Source organism: Pseudomonas sp. RIT-PI-AD (assembly GCF_025642785.1).
Taxonomy (GTDB): domain Bacteria; phylum Pseudomonadota; class Gammaproteobacteria; order Pseudomonadales; family Pseudomonadaceae; genus Pseudomonas_T.
Genome location: NZ_JANZKU010000018.1, coordinates 86,762 through 107,216, shown reverse-complemented (window position 1 = coordinate 107,216; position 20,455 = coordinate 86,762). Strand labels below are relative to the sequence as shown.

Sequence of the window (20,455 nt, the reverse complement as noted above, 5' to 3'; positions counted from 1 at the left end):
CTGCCCCGTGCAGCGTTTTGCCGCGATCGGTGGCAGCGGCCCTTCCGGACCAGACGATTCTTTTCGAGGTTCACGTTTCCAAAAGAACGTGAGATGACGGTTTTTCACTACTTCACAAGAGTGTGGCGAGCAATGAAGAATTCTGCGTCTGCAACGAGCACCCCGACCGCTATTCCACCCAGTCGATACGCCGTGGCCGGCATATGACGGCCGATCCGCTCCGTATCTGACCGCGCAACATGGATACCCCCGGACCGGGTGAACCCGAGGCGAGCCCGCTTGCCTACGGGTTCGCCGTCCAGGTATCCGGGCGAGTGTCTCTGCCCTCGCCGGCATGCGAAGAATCAGAACGGCGGACCCGGCCTGCGTGCTTCCGGGAACCCCACCCTTTCCCGCGCCCCTCGCCGGAGCCATCGACGTGTACGCACGATCGGGTCCGCCTGCCATCCAATCTTGGTGCAGCTGTTTTTTGGAGAAGCGTTAATGGCGCAAAACGATAACGAAGCCGTGGACGTGGTGCTGGTGGGAGCCGGCATCATGAGCGCGACCCTGGCCGTCCTGCTCAAGGAGCTCGACCCGACGATCCGCCTGGAAGTGGTCGAGCTCATGGGCTCGGGTGCCGCGGAGAGCTCCAACCCCTGGAACAACGCCGGTACCGGCCATGCCGGCCTCTGCGAGCTGAACTACACACCCGCCGCGGCGGACGGTTCGATCGACATCAAGAAGGCCGTGCACATCAACAGCCAGTTCGAGGTCTCGAAGCAGTTCTGGTCCTACTTGGTGCGCAAAGGCACCTTCGGCTCGCCGAAGTCCTTCATCAGCCCGGTGCCGCACCTGAGCTTCGTGCAGGGCCGCAAAGGCGTCGACTACCTGAAGAACCGGTTTGCCGCCCTCAGCCGTCACCACGCCTTCGCGGACATGGAGTACACCGAAGACAAGGCCAGGATGACCGAATGGATGCCGCTGATGATGCCCGGCCGCCCGGCCGACGAAGTCATCGCGGCGACTCGCGTGGCCGGCGGCACCGACGTCAACTTCGGCGCCCTGACCACCCAGTTGCTCGCCCACCTGGGCAGCCAGCCGGGTGCCGAGGTGCGCTACAACCAGAAGGTGACCGGCCTGGAACGCCAGGGCCAGGGCTGGCGCGTCGAGATCAAGGACAGCCGCAGCGGCGCGGCACGGCAGGTCGATGCGCGTTTCGTCTTCCTCGGGGCCGGGGGCGGCGCGCTGCCGCTGCTGCAGATGTCCGGCATTCCCGAAGGCAAAGGCTTCGGCGGCTTCCCGGTGAGCGGCCAGTGGCTGCGCTGCGATAACCAGGACGTGGTGCGCCAACACGAGGCCAAGGTCTACAGCCAGGCCGCCGTGGGCTCGCCGCCGATGTCCGTGCCTCACCTGGACACCCGCGTGGTGGATGGCAAGAAATCGCTGCTGTTCGGGCCCTACGCCGGCTTCACCACCAAGTTCCTCAAGCACGGCTCCTTCCTCGACCTGCCGCTGTCGATCCGCGCCGGCAACATCGGCCCGATGCTGGCGGTGGCGCGCGACAACATGGACCTGACCCGCTACCTGATCAGCGAAGTCCGGCAGACCATGGAGCAGCGTCTGGATTCGCTGCGGCGCTTCTATCCCCAGGCGAAGCCCGAGGACTGGCGCCTGGAGATCGCCGGGCAACGCGTGCAGATCATCAAGAAGGACGCGAAGAAAGGCGGCGTGCTGCAATTCGGCACCGAACTGGTGGCGGCCGGCGACGGCAGCATCGCCGCCCTGCTCGGCGCTTCCCCGGGCGCCTCGGTCACGGTCTCGATCATGCTCGACCTGATCGAGCGCTGCTTCCCCGAGCAGGCGCGCTCCGCGCAATGGACCGGCAAGCTCCAGGAAATCTTCCCGGCCCGGGAAAAGGTCCTGGAAACCGACGCGGCGCTGTATCGCGACGTCAGCCAGCACTCCAACGAGTGCCTGCAACTGGTGCCGCAACCCGCACGGGCCGAACCGGGGGTTACCCCTCTCCCCTGATCGCCACGCCATGAAAAAACCGCCCTCGAGGCGGTTTTTTCATGGCTGCGATTGTCGTCCGGCTCAGCCGCGGGCGGCCTTCACCGCGTCGATGTAGGGCTGGGCGTTGCGCTGCGCCTGGATCGAGGCGATGAAGTCCTCTCCCTTGTCGTTCTTCGCATCGAGGTCGTATCCGGCCTCCCGGAAGAAACCGAGGAACCGCACGAAATCGTCGATGCGCAGGCCCCGGTAGGCCTTGGTCAGCTTGTGCAGGGACGGCGGCGTATCGTCCGCCGGCTCCACTCCGAGGAACAGCTTGACCGCCTCGTCGGACATCTCGTCGCCGATCACCTGTTGCTTGTCTTTACGCATCGTTCTTCTCTCTGCGGCGTTGCACGGACCGGCAGTCTACCCGCCGCGCGCGGCTCCGCTCAACGCACCCGCACCGCCCCGCTGTGCAGGTCGGCCCAGACATGGCCATTGGCATAGCTGAGGAACTGGCAGTAAACCGGCCCGTTGCGCAGCAGGTCCAGCAGCACGCCATACTGCGCCAGAGGGTAGGCGAGGCTCAGGGTACGGGTTTTCTCATCATAGGCCGGCCGCTTCAGGCTCTTGCCTTCGCCGTCGAAACTGATCAAGACCTCGAACTGCCCGGTACCCTTGCCCGCCGGCTTGCCCTTGAGGCGCAACAGGGTCGGGGTGGTGATGGGAATGGGTTGCTGGCTGGATTGCCGTTGATTGCCGATCACCACCGCATACTCGACGATCTGGATCAGTTGCTGCTGCTCGGGCTGGCCCTGGCGCAACCCCGCATCGTCCGGCGGCAGGAACTGTCCATGGGGAATGGGGGTTTCCGCCGCCGCCAGGGGCAGCGCGCAGGCAAGGGCGAAGAAAAAAGCGCAGGAACGGCTGGACATCGTCGACTCCGAAGCGGGCAAGGGCGCACTCTAGCACGGGGCCCGCACCGATCCGGACCGGCACGTCCGAATCCCCTGGCCCCACCTCTACTCCCGGTGTTCTTCGAGAGGTCATCATGTCATCCGCTATGCCCCCGCTGTTTTCCGCCCTGCGCCAGAGCCTGCGCGCCGGTTACTCGCTCAAGTCCCTGCGCGGCGACCTCGCCGCCGGCCTGACGGTCGGGGTGATCGCCATCCCGCTGGCGATGGCGCTAGCCATCGCGGTCGGCGTCGCGCCCCAGCACGGTCTCTACACGGTGCTGGTGGCCGCGCCGCTGATCGCCCTGTTCGGCGGCTCGCGCTTCAACGTCTCCGGCCCCACCGCCGCGTTCGTGGTGATCCTCCTGCCGATCACCCAGCAGCACGGAATCGGCGGCCTGTTGCTGTGTACCCTGCTCGCCGGCCTGATCCTGATCGGCATGGGCCTGGCGCGCATCGGCCGGCTGATCCAGTTCATTCCCTACCCGGTGATCCTCGGCTTCACCGCGGGCATCGGGATCGTCATCGCCACCCTGCAGATCAAGGACCTGCTCGGTCTGCAACCCGTGGGACAGGCGCACCATTACCTGGAGCAGCTCGGCAGCCTGATACGCGCCCTGCCCGGGGCTCACCTGGGCGACGGGCTGGTCGCCCTCGCCAGCCTGGCGGTGCTGATCCTCTGGCCGCGTTGGGTGCCGAAGGTCCCCGGCCACCTGATCGCCCTCTTGGTCGGCACCTTGCTGGGTCTGGGCCTGGAAAGCCTGGGCCTGCCGGTGGTGACCCTCGGCGAGCGTTTCAGCTACGAACTGGACGGCATCGTCCATCCAGGCATTCCGCCGTTCCTGCCGGACTTCGCCTGGCCCTGGCAACTGACCGGCGCGGACGGCCAGCCGCTGACGCTGTCCTTCGAGCTGATCCGCCAACTGATCGGCCCGGCGTTCGCGATCGCCATGCTCGGCGCCATCGAATCGCTGCTCTGCGCGGTGGTCGCCGATGGTATGACCGGCACCCGCCACGACCCGAACGCCGAGCTGCTCGGCCAGGGCATCGGCAATCTGGTGGGCCCGCTGTTCGGCGGCATCACCGCCACTGCGGCCATCGCCCGCAGCGCGGCGAACGTGCGTGCCGGGGCCTTCTCGCCCCTGGCGGCGATCGTCCACGCGGGGGTGGTGCTGCTGGCGGTCCTGCTGCTGGCGCCGATCTTCAGCTACCTGCCGATGGCCGCGATGGCCTCGCTGCTGGTGATGGTGGCGTGGAACATGAGCGAGGCCCCGCACGTACTGCACACCTTGAAGATCGCCCCGCGCAACGATGTGCTGGTGCTGCTGGTGTGCCTGGTGCTGACGGTCCTGTTCGACATGGTGCTGGCGGTGGGCGTCGGCTTGCTGCTGGCCGCCGGCCTGTTCATCAAGCGCATGAGCGACCTCACGGACACCGCGCCGCTGCCGCGGGACTTCCAGCGCCTGCTCGGCGAGCTGCCGCCCCAGGCCATGGCCTACGCCATCCGCGGCCCGCTGTTCTTCGGCGCGGCGGAGAAAGCCCTGGACGTGCTGCGCCGCTACAACCCGGAGGTGAAGGTGATGATCGTCGAGATGAGCGCGGTGCCGCTGCTCGACATGACCGCCCTGGCGGCCCTGGAAAGCCTGCTGCGCGACTACCGGCGCCAGGGTGTCGGGCTGATCCTGGTCGGTACCCACCCGCGGGTGCGCCTGAAGCTGCGCCGGGCCGGCGTGCACCTGCACGAGGGCCGCCTGGCCTACGTGCGCAACCTGGAGCAGGCCCGCGAGAAGACCCAGCGCTGGCTGGCGAGCGAAGCGGCCAGCGCCTAGGCCAGGGGGAACGTCGTCGGCGAGGCAGAAACCGCTGAGACCGTCGCCCGCCGGCGGCGAACGAGCCTGCCAAAGCCGCGTCGAGGCGCGGCCCCGTTCAGGCGAACGCCCGTGCAGGAACGACTGGGGCATTCGCACGGGATCATTGGGTGGAGCGGATCCTCTACCGAGCGTTGGCCCGGCATTAGGCGTCCGCCGGGTCAGACGCGAGAGCGCGGGGCGCCGGCCTCAGAGGCCTTTCACCGCGAAGATGCCGGCGGCGTTGCGCCAGTAGCCCTTGTAGTCCATGCCGTAGCCGAAGATATAGCGATCGATGCACGACAGGCCCACGTAATCGGCCTTGAGACCCGGACGGGCCTTGCGGTCGTGGACCTTGTCGATGAGCACGGCGATGTGCACGGCGGAAGCGCCGGCGTGTTTGCAGAAATCGCTGATGGCCCCGAGGGTATGACCCTCGTCGAGGATGTCGTCGATGATCAGCACGTCGCGGTCGATGAAGGAGATTTCCGGCTTGGCCTTCCAGAACAGCTCGCCGCCGCTGGTTTCGTTGCGGTACCGGGTGGCGTGCAGGTAGGACAGTTCGAGGGGGAAGTTGAGCTTCGGCAGCAGCTTGCCGGCGAAGATCAGGCCGCCGTTCATCACGCAGAACACCACGGGGTCGCGGTCGGCCAGCTCGCCATTGATGGCCTCGGCGACCTGGGCGATGGCCGCTTCGACCTGGGCATCGGTGTACAGGCAATCGGCTTCGGCCATGACTTGGCGGATGTGCGCGAGATCGGCGGACATGGAAATTCCTCTATCGGTGGCTGGGCCGCCGCGCGCGAAGCTGAACGGGGCGTCAAGATAAAAGTCGGCAAAGGTACTCATCCGGCCCGCCGCGGGCAAGCCCCGGGCGATCGACGTCCAGTGGCATGGCGACGCAGCCGGGGCCTGGCAGCTTTTCCTGCCGCCAGGCTGTCGAAACGCCCGCACGAATTGCAGCCGGATGCAGCATTTGGCATGGCCAATGCTTTACTCTAACGCAATTTTTTTGCCAGCCCGTCGGAGAACTTTCCATGCCCGTCCGTGAGATCCGCCACCCGCTGATCCGCCATAAAATCGGCCTGATGCGCCGCGCCGATATCAGCACGAAGAACTTTCGCGAACTGGCCCAGGAAGTCGGCGCCCTGCTCACCTACGAGGCGACCAACGACCTGCCCCTGGAAAGCTATGAGCTGCAAGGCTGGTGCGGGCCGGTGAGCGTCGAGAAGATTTCCGGCAAGAAGATCACGGTGGTGCCGATCCTGCGCGCCGGCATCGGCATGCTCGACGGCGTGCTCAGCCTGATCCCCGGCGCCAAGGTCAGCGCCGTGGGTGTCGCGCGCAACGAGGAAACCCTCAAGGCCCACACCTACCTGGAAAAGCTGGTGCCGGAAATCGACGAGCGCCTGGCGATGATCATCGACCCGATGCTGGCCACCGGCAGTTCGATGGTCGCCACCATCGACCTGTTGAAAAAGGCCGGTTGCCGAGAGATCCGCGCCATGGTGCTGGTGGCAGCGCCCGAAGGGATCAAGGCGGTGGCGGATGCCCACCCGGACGTGATCATCTATACCGCCTCCATCGACGAACGCCTCAACGAGAACGGCTACATCATCCCCGGCCTCGGCGACGCCGGGGACAAGATCTTCGGCACCAAGCAGAAGGAAAACTGAGCACTGGCGCGGCCGCGCCAGTGCCAGGCTCGCTCGCCGCATCCATACACGCGGGTCCGCAGCGCGGGCCGCGTCCGAGAGGGCTCCGCGCCGCCAGGCACCGGGGCCGCCACGGAAACACTCACTCAAGGGATCACTCGATGCAGCAGTACGACGACCCGCTCTGGCGCCAGATCATCGCTGGCGCGCAAATGCTTTTCGTGGCCTTCGGCGCGCTGGTGCTGATGCCCCTGATCACCGGCATGGACCCTAACGTGGCGCTGTTCACCGCCGGCCTGGGGACCCTGCTGTTCCAACTGGTCACCGCGCGCCAGGTACCGGTGTTCCTCGCCTCCAGCTTCGCCTTCATCGCCCCGATCATCGCCGCCAAGGGCGAGTTCGGCCTGCCGGCGACCCTCGGCGGGGTGGTCGCGGCGGGTTTCGTCTACACCTTTCTCGGCCTCGCGGTGAAGATCAAGGGCACCGGATTCATCGATCGGCTGCTGCCGCCGGTGGTGATCGCCCCGGTGATCATCTCCATCGGCCTGGGCCTCTCGCCGGTGGCGGCGAACATGGCGATGGGCAAAGCCGGCGACGGTAGCACCCAGTTGATCCCCTACGACACCGCCATGCTGATCTCGATGCCGGCGCTGCTCACCACGCTGATCGTCGCGGTGTTCGGCAAGGGCATCTTCCGCCTGGTGCCGATCCTCGCCGGGGTCGCGGTGGGCTACGGGCTGTCCTTCGCCTTCGGCATCGTCGACACCCGCGCCATCGCCGCCGCGCCCTGGCTGGCGATGCCGCATTTCGTCGCGCCGGAATTCCACTGGGGCGCCATCCTGTTCATGGTGCCGGTGGCCCTAGCCCCCGCCATCGAACACATCGGCGGGGTGATCGCCGTGGGCGGCGTCACCGGCCAGAACTACCTGAAGAATCCCGGCCTGCACCGCACCCTGCTGGGCGACGGTCTCGCCACCACCTCGGCCGGCCTGTTCGGCGGGCCGCCCAACACCACCTACGCGGAAGTCACCGGCGCGGTGATGCTGACCCGCAACTTCAACCCGAAAGTCATGACCTGGGCCGCCGGCTTCGCCATCACCCTGGCCTTCATCGGCAAGTTCGGCGCGAGCCTGCAAAGCATCCCGGTCCCGGTGATGGGCGGCATCCTCTGCCTGCTGTTCGGCTCCATCGCGGTGGTCGGGCTGAACACTCTGATCCGCCACCAGGTGGATCTGTCCCTGGCACGCAACCTGGTGATCGTCTCGGTGACCCTGGTGTTCGGCATCGGCGGCATCGTCATCGGCAACGGCGACATCGGCCTGAAGGGCATTTCCCTGTGCGGGATCATCGCCATCGCCCTCAACCTGCTGCTGCCGGGCAACGACAGCTGGCGCACCAAGGCGCTGGAGGAAGACCCGCCGCCGACGCCCTGAATCAGGTGTCCAGGTGGCCGGCGAGGAATTGCAGCAGACGGCGCTGCATCAACCCACCCTCGCTGCCCAGGACCGCGACGGCGCTGCCGTCCAGGCTGCCCGCCGCCAGGTCGGCCGCTTCGCCGGCCAGCGCCAGGGGACGGTCCAGGCTCAGCGCCAAGCGCGAAAGCTGGCGGACGAACGCCGCGGTCGGCGGATGGTTGGAGAACACCACCACGGCCTCGGGGCGCTGTTTCTCGCAGACCAGCGTCAGCTCCGCCAGGGGCTGGCCGAAGCTCGGCGGGAGGATATCCAGCGACGTCCCGGCGAGCAGCAACCCGGCGACCTGCAATTCCAGCTCCCGGCACTGACCGGGCCACCCCACCAGCAGCACCCGACGCTCCCCATGGCCGCGGCCCAGTTGCAGACGCTGCAAGGTACGCGCCCGCAGGAAACCGTCGAGGAACAGCCATTCGCTGGTGCGACCGAAACGCTCCCGGTGCGTCAGCGCCTCCTGCCAGACCGGCATGAAGATGTCCTGGAACACCACCTGCGGCGTGTAACTGGCGAATGCCTGTCCATAGAGCCGTTCCAGGCGCAGGTCGTCGAACTCCGCCAGGGCCGCGCGGATGCGGGCCTGCCATTCGCCCCGATCCTCGACCCCGGCGGGCTGCAGCGCCTCCGCCGACGGCCTGGCGCGGCGGGCCAGGAGCGTGCCGACCTTGCTCACCGCCACGCCCCGCTCGATCCAGTCCATGATGCTGCGCACCGCCTCGATATCCGCGAGGGAGTACAGGCGATGCCCGCTGTCGGTGCGGGTTGGCTGAATCAGCCCGTAGCGACGCTCCCAGGCGCGCAGGGTGACCGGGTTGACGCCGGTGAGGCGGGACACTTCACGGATGGGAAACAACTCATCCTGTTCCAGCCCCGGGGCGCGGGCTGTCGCGGCAGATTCGTTCATGGCGAGGGTCATCGGTTGGCGAGGCCGGCAGTGTAACCCAGACCCGGAATCCGGCCGCCAGGCCCGTCGCCGACGCCGACGAACCCCGGCGGGATCGCTCCGGTGGCGGGTTTCGCGAAGCCCCGGGGCCCGGGTTGCGCCCCTATCCCCACCCTAACCCCATGTTTCGCGTGGTTGTACAAAGCCCGACGCTGCGATAACGTCCCCCGGCTCACCCGTACACTCGGTTCCGACGAGACCTCATGAACGCCGCCCTGGCTCCCATCCTGATCACCGGCGCAGGCCGGCGTATCGGCCTGCATTGCGCCGAACGACTGCTGGACGACGGTCACCCGTTGATCCTCAGTTATCGCCGGGACAATCCGGAGCTGGCGCGCCTGCGCGAGCGCGGCGCCCTCACGCTGAAGGCTGAGCTGGCGGACGAACGCGGCATCCTGGCGTTCATCGAGGCCGTCAAAGCCCACACCGGACGGTTGCGCGCCATCGTGCACAACGCCTCCGAATGGCGCGCCGAGCGCAGCGGCCACGAAGCCGAGGACTTCCAGCGCATGGTCGGCGTGCACATGCTCGCGCCCTACCTGATCAACCTGCACTGCGCCGACCTGCTCCGCGCTTCGCAACCCGCGGACATCGTGCACATCGGCGACGACGTGGCGCGCAAAGGCAGCGCCCGGCATATCGCCTACTGCGCCAGCAAAGCCGGCCTGGACAGCCTGACCCTGTCTTTCGCCGCGCGTTACGCGCCGCGCATCAAAGTCAACGGCATCGCGCCGGCCCTGATCCTGTTCAACCCGGACGACGACGCCACCTACCGCGAGAAGACCCTGGCCAAATCCGCCCTGGGTTTCGAACCGGGAGCGCAGGTGATCTACCAAAGCCTGCGCTATCTGCTGGACAATCCCTACGTCACCGGCACCACTCTTACTGTGAATGGCGGTCGTCACCTCAAGTGAGGGCGGCCGCGAGGACTCTTCGATGAACCCAGAACTGCCCGAACACTATCGCGAAATCCTTCTCGGCCTCGGCGAGGACCCGCAGCGCGAAGGCCTGCTGGACACGCCCAAGCGGGCCGCCAAGGCGATGCAGTACCTGTGCAACGGCTATGGGAAAAGCCTGGAAGAGGTGGTGAACGGCGCGCTGTTCGCTTCCGACAACGACGAAATGGTGATCGTCAAGGACATCGAGCTGTACTCGCTCTGCGAACACCACTTGCTGCCCTTCATCGGCAAGGCGCATGTCGCCTACATGCCCACCGGGCGGGTGCTCGGCCTGTCGAAGGTGGCGCGGATCGTCGACATGTACGCGCGCCGCCTGCAGATCCAGGAGAACCTCACCCGGCAGATCGCCGAAGCCGTGGCCAGCGTGACCCAGGCCGCCGGCGTCGCGGTGGTGATCGAGGCGCAGCACATGTGCATGATGATGCGCGGCGTGGAGAAGCAGAACTCGCAGATGGTCACCTCGGTGATGCTCGGGGTGTTCCGCGAGTCGAGCACCACCCGCCAGGAGTTCCTGCAACTGATCAACAGGAGCAAGTGATGCCGCGACTCGAACCGGGCATGGCGCGTATCCGCGTCAAGGACCTGCGCCTGCGCACCTTCATCGGCATCAAGGAAGAGGAAATCCTCAACAAGCAGGACGTGCTGATCAACCTGACGATCCTCTACCCGGCCGAGGATGCCGTGCGCGACAACGATATCGGCCATGCCTTGAACTACCGCACCATCACCAAGGCGATCATCCGGCACGTGGAGGAAAACCGCTTCGCCTTGCTGGAGCGGCTGACCCAGGAAATCCTCGACCTGATCATGCAGAACCCCAGCGTCCGCTACGCCCAGGTGGAAGTGGACAAGCCGCACGCGCTGCGCTTCGCCGAATCCGTCTCCATCACCCTCGCCGGCCACCGCTGACTTCCCCGCTCCGGCGGCGCCTGTCGCCGCCGCGGTGGGCGCGACCATCCGTTCCTTTCTTCCGAGGACTCGCCATGACCGAACAACAACGCCTGGAGCTCGAAGCCGCGGCCTTCCGCCGTCTGGTGCAGCACCTGCGCGAACGCACCGACGTGCAGAACATCGACTTGATGAACCTCGCCGGCTTCTGCCGCAACTGCCTGTCGAAATGGTACAAGGCGGCGGCCGACGAGCAGGGCCTGGCGCTGGATATGGAGCAGGCGCGGGAGATCGTCTACGGCATGCCCTACGCGGAATGGAAGGCACGCCACCAGGCCGAGGCGACGCCCGAGCAGCAAGCCGCCTTCGAGCAGGGCAAGCATCCATGAGCGCGTTGTCGACCTTTCGCCAGTCGCTGCGCGGCGCCGAGCCGCTGTTCGCCGATACCCTGGCGTTCATCGCCGAACACTATCGGTACCGGCCCAGCGCCTTCCGCAATGGCGAGGTGGACAACCCGGCCGGCCAGAACGAAGGCTCCTGCAAGGTGCTGGGCCTGGCGTTGCTGGAAGGCTTCGAGCTGGAAGAAGCCCTGCTGGCGTTCGGCGAGCACTATCGCCAGGTGCTGAAGGATCCCCGGGGCGGCGACCACGCCAATATCCGCGCCCTGATGGCCCATGGGCTGGCCGGTCTGCGCTTCGAGCAGGCGCCGCTGAGCAGGCGCTGAATCAATCGATGGGAGCCGCCGACGGCGGGTTGGGTTTCTCCTCGGGGGCACCTTTTTTCCCGTCGTCCGCGGGATGCAGGGCATCCCACAAGCGACGGGCCTCGGGGAATTCGGTGCCGTAGCTCTCGTCCATCTCGTCCAGGTCGTACCGGCTGACGCAGCCCTCGCCGATCACTGTGGGCGGAGTGGACGTGCCGGGTTGCTGCGGGTCTTTCATGGGCCCTCCGAACGCCCGCCTGGCCATGGTGCCAGACGGCGATGGAGCGTGGAACACGCGAGGCGAAAGGGGCCGGATGCGTCAGTCGAAGACCACGGTCTTGTTGTCGTGCACCAGCACCCGGTCTTCCAAGTGATAGCGCAGGCCCCGCGCCAGCGCCATCTTTTCCACATCCTTGCCCAGGCGCACCATGTCCTCGACACTGTCGCGATGGGTCACCCGCACCACGTCCTGCTCGATGATCGGACCGGCGTCCAGTTCCTCGGTCACGTAGTGGCAGGTCGCGCCGATCAGCTTGACGCCGCGCAGCGATGCCTGGTGATAGGGCTTAGCGCCGATGAAGGACGGCAGGAAGCTATGGTGGATGTTGATCACCCGATGGGCATAGCGGCGGCATAGCTCGGGCGGCAGGATCTGCATGTAGCGCGCCAGCACCACCACGTCGGCCCGGTGCTCCTCCACCAGCCGGGAAACCTGGTCGAAGGCCGGTTGCTTGTCCCGGGGATCGACCGGCACATGGAAATAAGGAATGCCGTGCCACTCGACCATGCTGCGCAGGACGTCGTGGTTGGCGATCACGCAGGGAATCTCGCAGTCCAGTTCGTCGCTCTGCCAGCGGTGCAGCAGGTCGGCGAGGCAATGGGACTCGCGACTGGCCATCAATACCACACGCTTCTTCACCGCCGAGTCGGTGACCCGCCACTCCATGGAGAACTCGCGGGCGATGGGCGCGAACGCCTGGCGGAAGTCGTCCAGTTCGAACGGCAGGGAATCCGCGCGTATTTCATGGCGCATGAAGAACCAGCCGCTCTGGGTATCCGAATGGTGACTGGCTTCGGTGATCCAGCCGTTATAGGTGGCCAGAAAATTACTGACCTTGGCGACGATACCGACCCGGTCGGGGCAGGCGATCACCAGCCGAAAAGTACGCATGGGGAAACTCCAGAACTTCGCGAAAGGCGCCATTCTAGCGAGCACGGAAAAAAACTTCAGTAATCCGTAGGGCTCCGGGGCGGCTATCAAGTCGTTCGTTCCCCCCCTTCTTTCCGCGGTTTTCCCACGAACGCAAAGTGCGCCGGGCGAAATCGGGCGGGGAAAAGTGGGCGTCCGATGCATACATCGAATTGATTAATTCACACAAAACTTTTCCCACATATTTACTTGGTTAAAACGCCTGACTATTATTGCCGACACGAGCAACGTTCCTCCTCGAGTCATAAGGTAAGCCGTCATGTCGCTGATTAATGAATACCGCACTACCGAAGAGCAGATCAAAGAACTGCAAGAGCGTCTGAAGGCCCTGTCCCAAGACGAGAAACTCAAGAAAGAACTCGAATTCGAAGGTAAATTGCGCACCCTGATGGGCGAATATCAGAAATCCCTTCGCGATATCGTTGCCCTGCTCGATCCGGAAGCCAAGTCTTCCAAGGCGCCGCGCAATACCAAGACCACCGCCACCGTCAGCAAACGTGCGCGCAAGGTCAAGCAATACAAGAACCCGCACACCGGCGAAGTCATCGAAACCAAAGGTGGCAACCACAAGACCTTGAAAGAATGGAAGGCCAAGTGGGGCGGTGACGACGTTGAAGGCTGGGCCACGCTGCTGGGCTAAGCGTTCCGTTTCAGTAAAACGCCAGCATTAGCTGGCGTTTTTTATTGCCGTACGCATTTGTGAAAATCCGCGAAGCCCGTTTCAGAACGAATGTGGCGTTAATGGTATTCGCGCATCTGCGGGCGCGATTCCGAATCTTCCGCGCACGCCCTATAACCCATGGCGCATACGCAAATGCTCCGCGTATTCCCGCCACGCCAACAGCACCAACTTTCCGGCATCGTCCGCATCGCCCAGGCGAATCTCCAGCTCGCGGGTAAAGTCCGCCAGGGTATTCGGCGCCCCCCATTCGGTCGCACTCAAGCGATCCCGGCAGAACGACCGCCAGCGTGCCGCATCCCGTTCGCTCAAAGTTCCGGGAAAGTTTCTCGCCCGATAACGGAAAAGCAATTCGGGGAGACGGGGATCGTCGAACGGCCAGCTTTCATTGGCCAACTGCAGGGGCTCCGCCTGGCGCACTCTTTCGCATAAACGCCTATCCCGATCACCGAAAAAGCCTTCATATAGTTGCTGCTCCGGGTCCTGGTTGGCGGAAAACTCGTCCGGCCCATAGATGACCTGAAGTTTGTCGTGCCAATGGGCTCGCTCGGCACGGACCCGGGACGCACGTTCCAGAAGTAACGGCATATCCAGATTCAAGCGTTGGCGATCTTCCTCGCGGATGACCTTGAGCGGTGCCACCACCGGGCAACGATTGATGTGCAGGAGCTTCAGGGGTACCGGCAACTCCCCCTCGGCCAAATCGGCACGGCGCACGTAGAGCAATCGCCGCAGGGTCTGCGCATCGGGCTCCAGGAAAGCCTCCGGCGCCGCGGCAAGGTCCAGCACCACCAGGGCATTGCGGTTACGTGGATGCCAGGCCAGCGGCAAGGCCACGGAAAGGAACCCCCGCTCCGCCGCGAAGCGCCCGGAAACGTGTACCAGGGGCTGCAACAACTGGATCTGTTCCTGGACGCTCGACTTGAGGCGCAGGCGATAGAGAAACTCGTAGAGCTTCGGCTGGCGCTCGCGGATCAGCCGCGCCAGGGCGATGGTGGCGCGCACATCGGACAGGGCATCGTGGGCATGGGTGTGTTCGATGCCATTGGCCGCGGTCAGGCGGTCGAGCCGCAGGGTGACCCGGCCCTCCTCTTCGGGCCAGACGATCCCTTCCGGGCGCAACGCATAGGCGGTGCGCACTAGGTCGATCAGGTCCCAGCGGCTGTTGCCGCCCTGCCATTCGCGCCCATAAGGATCATGGAAGTTGCGGTAGAGCGCGTGACGCGTCACTTCGTCGTCGAAACGCAGGCTGTTGTAGCCGGCGCCGCAGGTGCCCGGAAGAGCCAGTTCGGCATGGATGCGGGCGACGAACTCCGCTTCGTCGAGGCCTTTCTCGCGCAGGGTGGCGGGTCGGATGCCGGTGATCAGGCAGGCCGCCGGGTGCGGCAGGATATCCTCGGACAGACGGCAATACAGGTTCAGCGGTTCGCCGATCGGGTTGAGCGCTTCGTCGGTGCGGATACCGGCCACCTGCAGCGGGCGGTCGCGGCGAGGGTCGATACCGGTGGTTTCGTAGTCGTACCAGAAGATGCTGGAAGTCACGCACGATCCTTAAAGAAAGTCGTCGACGGCGCAAGCGGGCGCCGAAAGTTTGATGGTCCGCACAGTGTCGGACTTCGAGGCGTGGTGGCACCTTGCCGTGCCTGCCGGGTGTCCATAGCATGGCCGCTTTTCCACTTTCCGGACAAGGAAGCGAGCATGAACGAGACCCTTGCGCAAAACCCCTACTCCGTTCCGTCCAGCGAGCTTCAGGATCTGCCGAGCCCCAGCCAGGTCCCGACCATCGAGGAGGCCCTGAGCCGCGGTTACGACTTCCGCATCGGCGCGCTGATCGGCGAATCCTGGCGACGCGTCAAGGGCACCAAGGGCATCATCTTCGGCGGTTTCATCGTCATGTACGTGGTGGCGTTCATCCTGATGAACCTGCTGTCCACCGTGCTGGTCTTCACCGGCGTGGCCGGGCTGGCGGCGATGCAGGCGCTGACCCAAGGCGCAGGCCTCGGCATGGGCGTGGTGGCGATGGGCTTCGGCTTCATGCTGATGATGACCCTGGGCATGGCGCTCTGCTACCCGTTCTTCGCCGGCATCTTCATGGTCGGCATCCGCCGCGCCGCGGACCAGCCGGTGAGCTTCAACGAAATCTTCAGCCATTTCCGCCGCAGCGTACCGGTGATCGTCACCGCCTTGCTGGTGACGCTGCTGAGCAGCATCGGCTACATGCTCTTCGTGATTCCCGGCCTTTATTTGAGCATCGCCTACATCCTGGCCATTCCGCTGGTGGTGGAACGCGGCCTGAGCCCCTGGCAAGCCATGGAAGCCTCGCGCAAAGCCATCGGCCAGCATTGGTTCAAGGTGTTTGGCCTGCTCCTGGTCCTGACGCTGCTGATGTCCCTCAGCAGCCTTCCGCTGGGGATCGGCCTAATCTGGACCCTGCCACTCACCACCATCGCCCTGGGCGTGCTCTATCGCACCGTCTTCGGCGTGCTGCCGGCGCCCCGCTGACCGCGCACCGGGCCGCCGCGGCCCGGTTGCTACTCCGCCCGGTGCTCGCTAGCATCGGGCTTTCCTTCATACAGTCCGCCGATGCCTCCTAGCCCCTCGCCCGCCCGTTCCGCGCCGTCCGTTCCGCGCGCCGGCCTCCTGGACACCCGCTACCAGGTGGAAACCCCGGAAGGCATCGACCTGCTCCTGCGCCCCGCCAGCCTGCTGCCCCGCTGCCTGGCCTATGGCGTCGACCTGGCCATCCGCGGCCTGATCATGCTGGTGATGTTCCTCCTGCTGATCTGGCTCGGCCGCTTCGGCATGGGCCTGGGGCTGATCCTGACGTTCCTGCTGACCTGGTGGTACATGGTGGCGTTCGAAGTGCTCAATCAGGGTCGCTCGCCCGGCAAGCAGTTGCTCGGCCTCAAGGTGGTGCACGACGACGGCACCCCGGTGGGCTGGTCGGCCTCGCTGGTGCGCAACCTGTTGCGCTGCATCGACATGCTGCCGTTCGGCTATACCTTCGGCATTCTCAGCAGCCTCTGGCACCCCGCCTTCAAGCGCCTCGGCGACCTGGCCGCCGGCACCCTGGTGGTGTACCGGGAAGATAAACCCGCGGTCCGTCCGCCTTTGCCGGAAGCGCAGCCGCTGCGCGCGCCCTTCGCCCTGAGCCTCGACGAGCAACGCGCGATCCTCGGTTTCGCCGAACGCCAGGGCACGTTGTCGGCGGCACGCCGCGCCGAGGTGGCCGCCATACTCGCCGAGCCCCTGGGCGTCGCGACGGAACAGGCCGAGGCGCAGCTCAACGGCATCGCCCGCGGCCTGCTGGGGCAACCATGAAGCAAAGCCTGTTCGAAGCCCGCCACCAGGCCGCCTGGAAGACCTTCGCAACCCGCCTGGAAGCCCTGGAGCGCGGCAAGGTCGAGGCGCAGGACTGCGCGCGGTTCGCCGCGGACTACCGCCAGCTCTGCCAGCAACTGGCCCTCGCCGAGGCGCGCGGCTACAGCAGCCACCTGGTCGATCACCTGCAACGCCTGGCGCTGCGCGCGCACCAGCAGTTCTACCGCCACCGCAGCCACCTGGGCGCCAGCCTGCTGGGCTTTCTCCTCGGCGGCTTTCCACGGCTGGTGCGCGCCCACTGGCGCAGCGTCGCCTGCGCGAGCCTGCTGTTCTACGGCAGCCTGGTGCTCATGGGCGGGTTGGTCTATGCCTTTCCCGACCTGGTCTACAGTGTGCTGCCGCCCGACCAGGTGGCTTCCATGGAATCGATGTACGACCCGGACGCCCGGCGCATCGGGCCGATGAGCGAACGCGACTCCGGCGACGACTGGATGATGTTCGGCCACTACATCATGAACAACATCGGTATCGCCTTTCAGACCTTCGCCGGTGGCCTGGTCTTCGGCCTCGGCAGCCTGTTCTTTCTGCTGTTCAACGGCCTCACCATCGGCGCGGTCGCCGGCCACCTGACCCAGGTCGGCTACAGCGAAACCTTCTGGTCCTTCGTCGTCGGCCACGGTGCCTTCGAACTCACCGCGATCACCTTCGCCGGCGCCGCCGGCCTGCGCCTCGGCGGCGCGTTGCTGGCGCCCGGGCGCCTGCCGCGCGGCGAGGCCCTGCGCCGGGCGGCGGCGGAAAGCGTCAAGCTGGTGTCCGGGGTGATCCTGATGCTGCTGATCGCGGCCTTCATCGAGGCCTACTGGTCGTCCATGACCTTCATCGGCCCGCACATCAAATACGCCGTGGGAGCCGCGCTCTGGCTGGCGGTGGCGGCCTATTTCCTGCTGGTCGGACGGTCTCGCCATGCGCCTGACTGACGCCAGCGTGGCCATCCGCCCGCGCAGCGCCTGGGAAGCCATGGACCTCGGCGTGCTGCTGGCGCGCCGTCACGCCGGCCTGTTGATGGGCAGTTGGGCGTTGCTGACCCTGCCGGTCTTCGTCCTCCTCAGCGCGCTGTTCTGGACCGAGCCGAGCTGGGCGATGTTCCTGTTCTGGCTGCTCAAGCCGGCCTTCGACCGGCTGCCGCTGTACATCCTCTCCCATGCCCTGTTCGACGATACGCCGAGCCTGAAAAGCGCGCTCAAGGCCCTGCCGCGCCTGCTCAAGCCGCAATTGCTGGCCAGCCTGACCTGGCGCCGGCTGAGCCTGACCCGCAGCTTCGACCTGCCGGTATTGCAGCTCGAAGGGCTCGCCGGGCAGGCGCGCGGCCGTCGCCTGGCGGTACTGGGCCTGAGCGGCACGCGGGCTGCCAGTTGGCTGACGATCATCGGCGCGCACCTGGAATGGGCGCTCTGGTTCGGCCTGATCACCCTGCTCTACCTGCTGCTGCCGCAACAGCTGAAGATCGACATGGACTGGCAGAAACTGATCGACGTCGCCCAGGGCGACTGGCTCTGGCTGGAGCATCTGTCCAACAGCCTCTACGCCCTGCTGCTGATCGTCTGGGAACCGGTCTACGTGGCCTGTGGCTTCACCCTCTACCTGAACCGCCGCACCGAACTGGAAGCCTGGGACATCGAACTGGTGTTCCGCCGCCTGCGCCAGCGCCTGACCGGCATCGCCTACGCCGTACTGCTCGGTTGCGCGGCGCTGCTGGCCATGCACCCGGGCCAGCGGGCGATGGCCGAGGAACATGCGCAGAGCTGCCCGTTGCCGAGCCTCGACGCGAGCGCCCCCCAGGCCGCCAGGCTGACCCGCCAGGCCCTGACCAGCCAGGCCGCTCAGGGCGCCATCGCGCAGATCCTCGATGCGCCGCCGTTCCAGCATCGCGAAACCGTCACCCGCTGGCATTTCGGCGACGAGCCGGCGGAAAGCGCGGACGCGCCACCCGGCATGCTGGCTCGTTTCTTCCAATGGCTGGCCGGCCTCGGCGAGCTCAGCAAAGGTCTCGCCAACCTCGCCGTGGCGCTGAAGGTGCTGCTGTGGGCCCTGCTGATCGGCGCGCTGGCGCTGCTGCTCTGGCGTTATCGGGAGTGGTGGTTCGCCTTCGCCCGCCGGGTGCGGCCGCCGCGCCGCACGCCACGGGAGGCGCCGGGCCTGCTGTTCGGCCTGGAGGTGGCGCCGGAAAGCCTGCCCGACGACGTCGCCGCCGAGGTGGAGCGCCTGTGGGGCAGCCAACCGCGGGAAGCCCTCGGCCTGTTGTACCGCGCGCTGTTGAGCCGCCTGCTGCACGAGTTCCACCTGCCCCTGAAGAGCGCCCACACCGAAGGCGAGGTGCTCGCGCTGCAACAGGGCTTGCAACGGCCCGAACTGGATGCCTTCGCCCGCCTGCTCACCCAGCACTGGCAGGCCCTCGCCTACGGTCATCGCATGCCGCCCGAGTCCCTCAGGGAGCGGCTTTGCGCCGACTGGCGCCGCCTCGACGGGCAGGCCCCGGCATGACCCGTCGATTCGCATTCGCCTCGGGCGCGCTGGTGGTCCTGCTCCTGGGGCTCCTGGCGGCCTACGTACTGGGCCAGTTGCAGCCTTACCAGAAGGTCCTCGAACACGGCCCGGCCCCCGAGGTGGCGGCCAATCCCTACCTGGCGGCCGAACATTTCCTGCGCCAGCGCAACCTGAAGGTCCGCCACGCCGACGGGCTCGACGTCCTGGACGGCCTGCCCAGCCCCGGGCAGACCCTGTTGCTGCTCGGCGATCGCAGCCGCATGACCCCGCGCCAGGCCGATCGGTTGCTGGACTGGGCGGCCAAGGGCGGGCACCTGTTGTTCGTCGCGGAACGCCTCTACGACGAGAAACGCCACGCCAGCGGCGACCTGCTGGCGGATCGCCTGGGCATCCAGCAGTACCTCAGCGAGGACCTGGACGAGGATCAGGCGTCGACGAACGCCTCCGATGACCCGGCGGACGACGAACCGGCGGAGCAGGACGCGCAGCAGGCTGACGCACCCGACGCGGATGCCGAGGCGCCCACGGCCGAAACGGCGGACGAATCGAACGAGCCGGCGGACGACTTTCCCGAGCTGACCCAGCTTTACCTGGAAAACGAGGAGCACCCGGCGTATTTCTCCTTCGATACCGACTTCCACCTCTACGACAGCGAGAACCGCGCCCACGCCTGGGCCAACAGCGCGACCGCCACCCACATGCTTCAGCTCTACCAGGGCGACGGGCTGGTCACCGTGGTGAGCGACCCCTGGCTATGGCAGAACGACGGCATCGCCGACTACGACAACGCCTGGCTGCTCTGGTACCTCACCCAGGACACCGACGTCACCCTGCTGTACCGGGCCGACCGCGACGACCTAGCCAGCCTGCTGGCGCGGTACTTCCCGCAGGGGCTGGTCGCCCTGGCGCTGTTGCTGGCCGCGGCGCTGTGGCATGTCGGCGTGCGCCAGGGCCCGTTGCAGCGGCCGCCCGCCCCGGCCCGCCGGCAACTGGAAGAACACCTGCGGGCGAGCGCCGACTTCCTGCTCCGTCGCAGCGGTCAGCACAGCCTGCTGAGCGGGCTGCAACGCGACATCCAGCGCCGCGCGCGACGTCGCCATCCCGGTTTCGAACGCCTGCCGGTCGCCGAGCAATGGCAGGTCCTCGGCCGCATGACGCGCCTGCCGACCAAGGCCATCAGCCAAGCCATGCGCCCCCTGCCGCGGCAACCCCTGTCCGCCGCCGAATTCACCCGCCAGGTCGCCCACCTGCAAAGCCTCAGGAATGCCCTATGAGCGAAGACACGCCCGATTACGCCAACAGCGCCCCCG

22 protein-coding genes are annotated in these 20,455 nt (G+C 66.4%); 15 read left to right on the top strand and 7 right to left on the bottom strand.

Annotated elements, in window-relative coordinates:
- Positions 1-462: 462 nt before the first annotated feature.
- The gene (gene mqo, locus OGL92_RS16015) at positions 463-2,013 is read left to right on the top strand and encodes a malate dehydrogenase (quinone) (protein ID WP_263145272.1); all 1,551 of its coding nucleotides are present in this window, start codon (positions 463-465) and stop codon (positions 2,011-2,013) included.
- A 63-nt stretch (positions 2,014-2,076) separates the two neighbouring features.
- On the opposite strand, the gene OGL92_RS16010 is transcribed toward mqo, so the two are convergent.
- Entirely contained in the window at positions 2,077-2,364 is a 288-nt protein-coding gene (locus OGL92_RS16010) for a PA4642 family protein (protein ID WP_263145263.1), read from the bottom strand.
- 59 nt (positions 2,365-2,423) lie between these two features.
- Complete coding sequence (locus OGL92_RS16005; protein ID WP_263145261.1) at positions 2,424-2,909, bottom strand: hypothetical protein; 486 nt, start codon at positions 2,907-2,909, stop codon at positions 2,424-2,426.
- Positions 2,910-3,025: 116 nt separating this feature from the next.
- Between OGL92_RS16005 and dauA the strand changes: the two genes are divergently transcribed.
- The gene (gene dauA, locus OGL92_RS16000) at positions 3,026-4,756 is read left to right on the top strand and encodes a C4-dicarboxylic acid transporter DauA (protein WP_263145258.1); all 1,731 of its coding nucleotides are present in this window, start codon (positions 3,026-3,028) and stop codon (positions 4,754-4,756) included.
- 228 nt (positions 4,757-4,984) lie between these two features.
- On the opposite strand, the gene OGL92_RS15995 is transcribed toward dauA, so the two are convergent.
- On the bottom strand, positions 4,985-5,542 hold the full coding sequence (locus OGL92_RS15995) for a hypoxanthine-guanine phosphoribosyltransferase (RefSeq protein WP_263145255.1): 558 nt from the start codon (positions 5,540-5,542) through the stop codon (positions 4,985-4,987).
- A 269-nt stretch (positions 5,543-5,811) separates the two neighbouring features.
- Here OGL92_RS15995 and upp point away from each other — a divergent pair, with 269 nt between their 5' ends.
- A complete protein-coding gene (gene upp / locus OGL92_RS15990) occupies positions 5,812-6,450 on the top strand; it encodes a uracil phosphoribosyltransferase (RefSeq protein WP_263145253.1) in 639 nt (212 codons plus the stop codon).
- A 140-nt stretch (positions 6,451-6,590) separates the two neighbouring features.
- A complete protein-coding gene (locus OGL92_RS15985; RefSeq protein ID WP_263145250.1) occupies positions 6,591-7,862 on the top strand; it encodes a uracil-xanthine permease family protein in 1,272 nt (423 codons plus the stop codon).
- 1 nt (position 7,863) lies between these two features.
- On the opposite strand, the gene OGL92_RS15980 is transcribed toward OGL92_RS15985, so the two are convergent.
- Positions 7,864-8,802 carry a MerR family transcriptional regulator gene (locus OGL92_RS15980; RefSeq protein WP_263145248.1) on the bottom strand — a complete coding sequence of 313 codons (939 nt, stop codon included), beginning with the start codon at positions 8,800-8,802 and terminating at the stop codon, positions 7,864-7,866.
- Positions 8,803-9,044: 242 nt separating this feature from the next.
- Between OGL92_RS15980 and folM the strand changes: the two genes are divergently transcribed.
- The 5 genes from folM (at position 9,045) to OGL92_RS15955 (ending at position 11,412) form a co-directional block, all read left to right on the top strand.
- On the top strand, positions 9,045-9,755 hold the full coding sequence (gene folM / locus OGL92_RS15975; protein ID WP_263145243.1) for a dihydromonapterin reductase: 711 nt from the start codon (positions 9,045-9,047) through the stop codon (positions 9,753-9,755).
- Between the two features lie 22 nt (positions 9,756-9,777).
- Positions 9,778-10,338, top strand: coding sequence for a GTP cyclohydrolase I FolE (folE, locus tag OGL92_RS15970; protein WP_263145241.1), 561 nt, complete (start codon positions 9,778-9,780; stop codon positions 10,336-10,338).
- Positions 10,338-10,709, top strand: coding sequence for a dihydroneopterin triphosphate 2'-epimerase (folX, locus tag OGL92_RS15965; protein ID WP_263145239.1), 372 nt, complete (start codon positions 10,338-10,340; stop codon positions 10,707-10,709). The genes folE and folX overlap by 1 nt, the downstream gene beginning before the upstream one ends.
- 74 nt (positions 10,710-10,783) lie before the next feature.
- Complete coding sequence (locus tag OGL92_RS15960) at positions 10,784-11,077, top strand: DUF1244 domain-containing protein (RefSeq protein WP_263145236.1); 294 nt, start codon at positions 10,784-10,786, stop codon at positions 11,075-11,077.
- Positions 11,074-11,412, top strand: coding sequence for a HopJ type III effector protein (locus tag OGL92_RS15955; protein WP_263145234.1), 339 nt, complete (start codon positions 11,074-11,076; stop codon positions 11,410-11,412). Before OGL92_RS15960 ends, OGL92_RS15955 begins: the two co-directional genes overlap by 4 nt.
- A gap of 1 nt (position 11,413) precedes the next feature.
- On the opposite strand, the gene OGL92_RS15950 is transcribed toward OGL92_RS15955, so the two are convergent.
- Together OGL92_RS15950 and purU are read right to left on the bottom strand one after the other, a co-directional pair.
- Entirely contained in the window at positions 11,414-11,629 is a 216-nt protein-coding gene (locus tag OGL92_RS15950) for a hypothetical protein (protein WP_263145232.1), read from the bottom strand.
- Between the two features lie 81 nt (positions 11,630-11,710).
- Positions 11,711-12,562, bottom strand: a complete 852-nt coding sequence (purU, locus tag OGL92_RS15945) for a formyltetrahydrofolate deformylase (protein WP_263145229.1) — start codon at positions 12,560-12,562, stop codon at positions 11,711-11,713.
- Between the two features lie 298 nt (positions 12,563-12,860).
- On the opposite strand from purU, the gene mvaT reads away from it, so the two are divergent.
- The gene (gene mvaT / locus OGL92_RS15940) at positions 12,861-13,241 is read left to right on the top strand and encodes a histone-like nucleoid-structuring protein MvaT (RefSeq protein ID WP_263145226.1); all 381 of its coding nucleotides are present in this window, start codon (positions 12,861-12,863) and stop codon (positions 13,239-13,241) included.
- A 150-nt stretch (positions 13,242-13,391) separates the two neighbouring features.
- On the opposite strand, the gene sbcB is transcribed toward mvaT, so the two are convergent.
- The gene (gene sbcB, locus OGL92_RS15935; RefSeq protein WP_263145225.1) at positions 13,392-14,822 is read right to left on the bottom strand and encodes an exodeoxyribonuclease I; all 1,431 of its coding nucleotides are present in this window, start codon (positions 14,820-14,822) and stop codon (positions 13,392-13,394) included.
- A gap of 156 nt (positions 14,823-14,978) precedes the next feature.
- On the opposite strand from sbcB, the gene OGL92_RS15930 reads away from it, so the two are divergent.
- The 5 genes from OGL92_RS15930 (at position 14,979) to OGL92_RS15910 (ending at position 20,419) form a co-directional block, all read left to right on the top strand.
- Positions 14,979-15,782 (top strand): hypothetical protein, encoded by an 804-nt coding sequence (locus tag OGL92_RS15930; protein WP_263145224.1) that lies wholly within the window; start codon positions 14,979-14,981, stop codon positions 15,780-15,782.
- An 81-nt stretch (positions 15,783-15,863) separates the two neighbouring features.
- Positions 15,864-16,601, top strand: coding sequence for an RDD family protein (locus OGL92_RS15925; protein WP_263145222.1), 738 nt, complete (start codon positions 15,864-15,866; stop codon positions 16,599-16,601).
- On the top strand, positions 16,598-17,578 hold the full coding sequence (locus OGL92_RS15920) for a stage II sporulation protein M (protein WP_263145220.1): 981 nt from the start codon (positions 16,598-16,600) through the stop codon (positions 17,576-17,578). Before OGL92_RS15925 ends, OGL92_RS15920 begins: the two co-directional genes overlap by 4 nt.
- The gene (locus OGL92_RS15915) at positions 17,565-19,142 is read left to right on the top strand and encodes a DUF4129 domain-containing protein (RefSeq protein ID WP_263145218.1); all 1,578 of its coding nucleotides are present in this window, start codon (positions 17,565-17,567) and stop codon (positions 19,140-19,142) included. The genes OGL92_RS15920 and OGL92_RS15915 overlap by 14 nt, the downstream gene beginning before the upstream one ends.
- A complete protein-coding gene (locus OGL92_RS15910; protein WP_263145217.1) occupies positions 19,139-20,419 on the top strand; it encodes a DUF4350 domain-containing protein in 1,281 nt (426 codons plus the stop codon). Before OGL92_RS15915 ends, OGL92_RS15910 begins: the two co-directional genes overlap by 4 nt.
- The last annotated feature ends 36 nt before the right edge of the window (positions 20,420-20,455 follow it).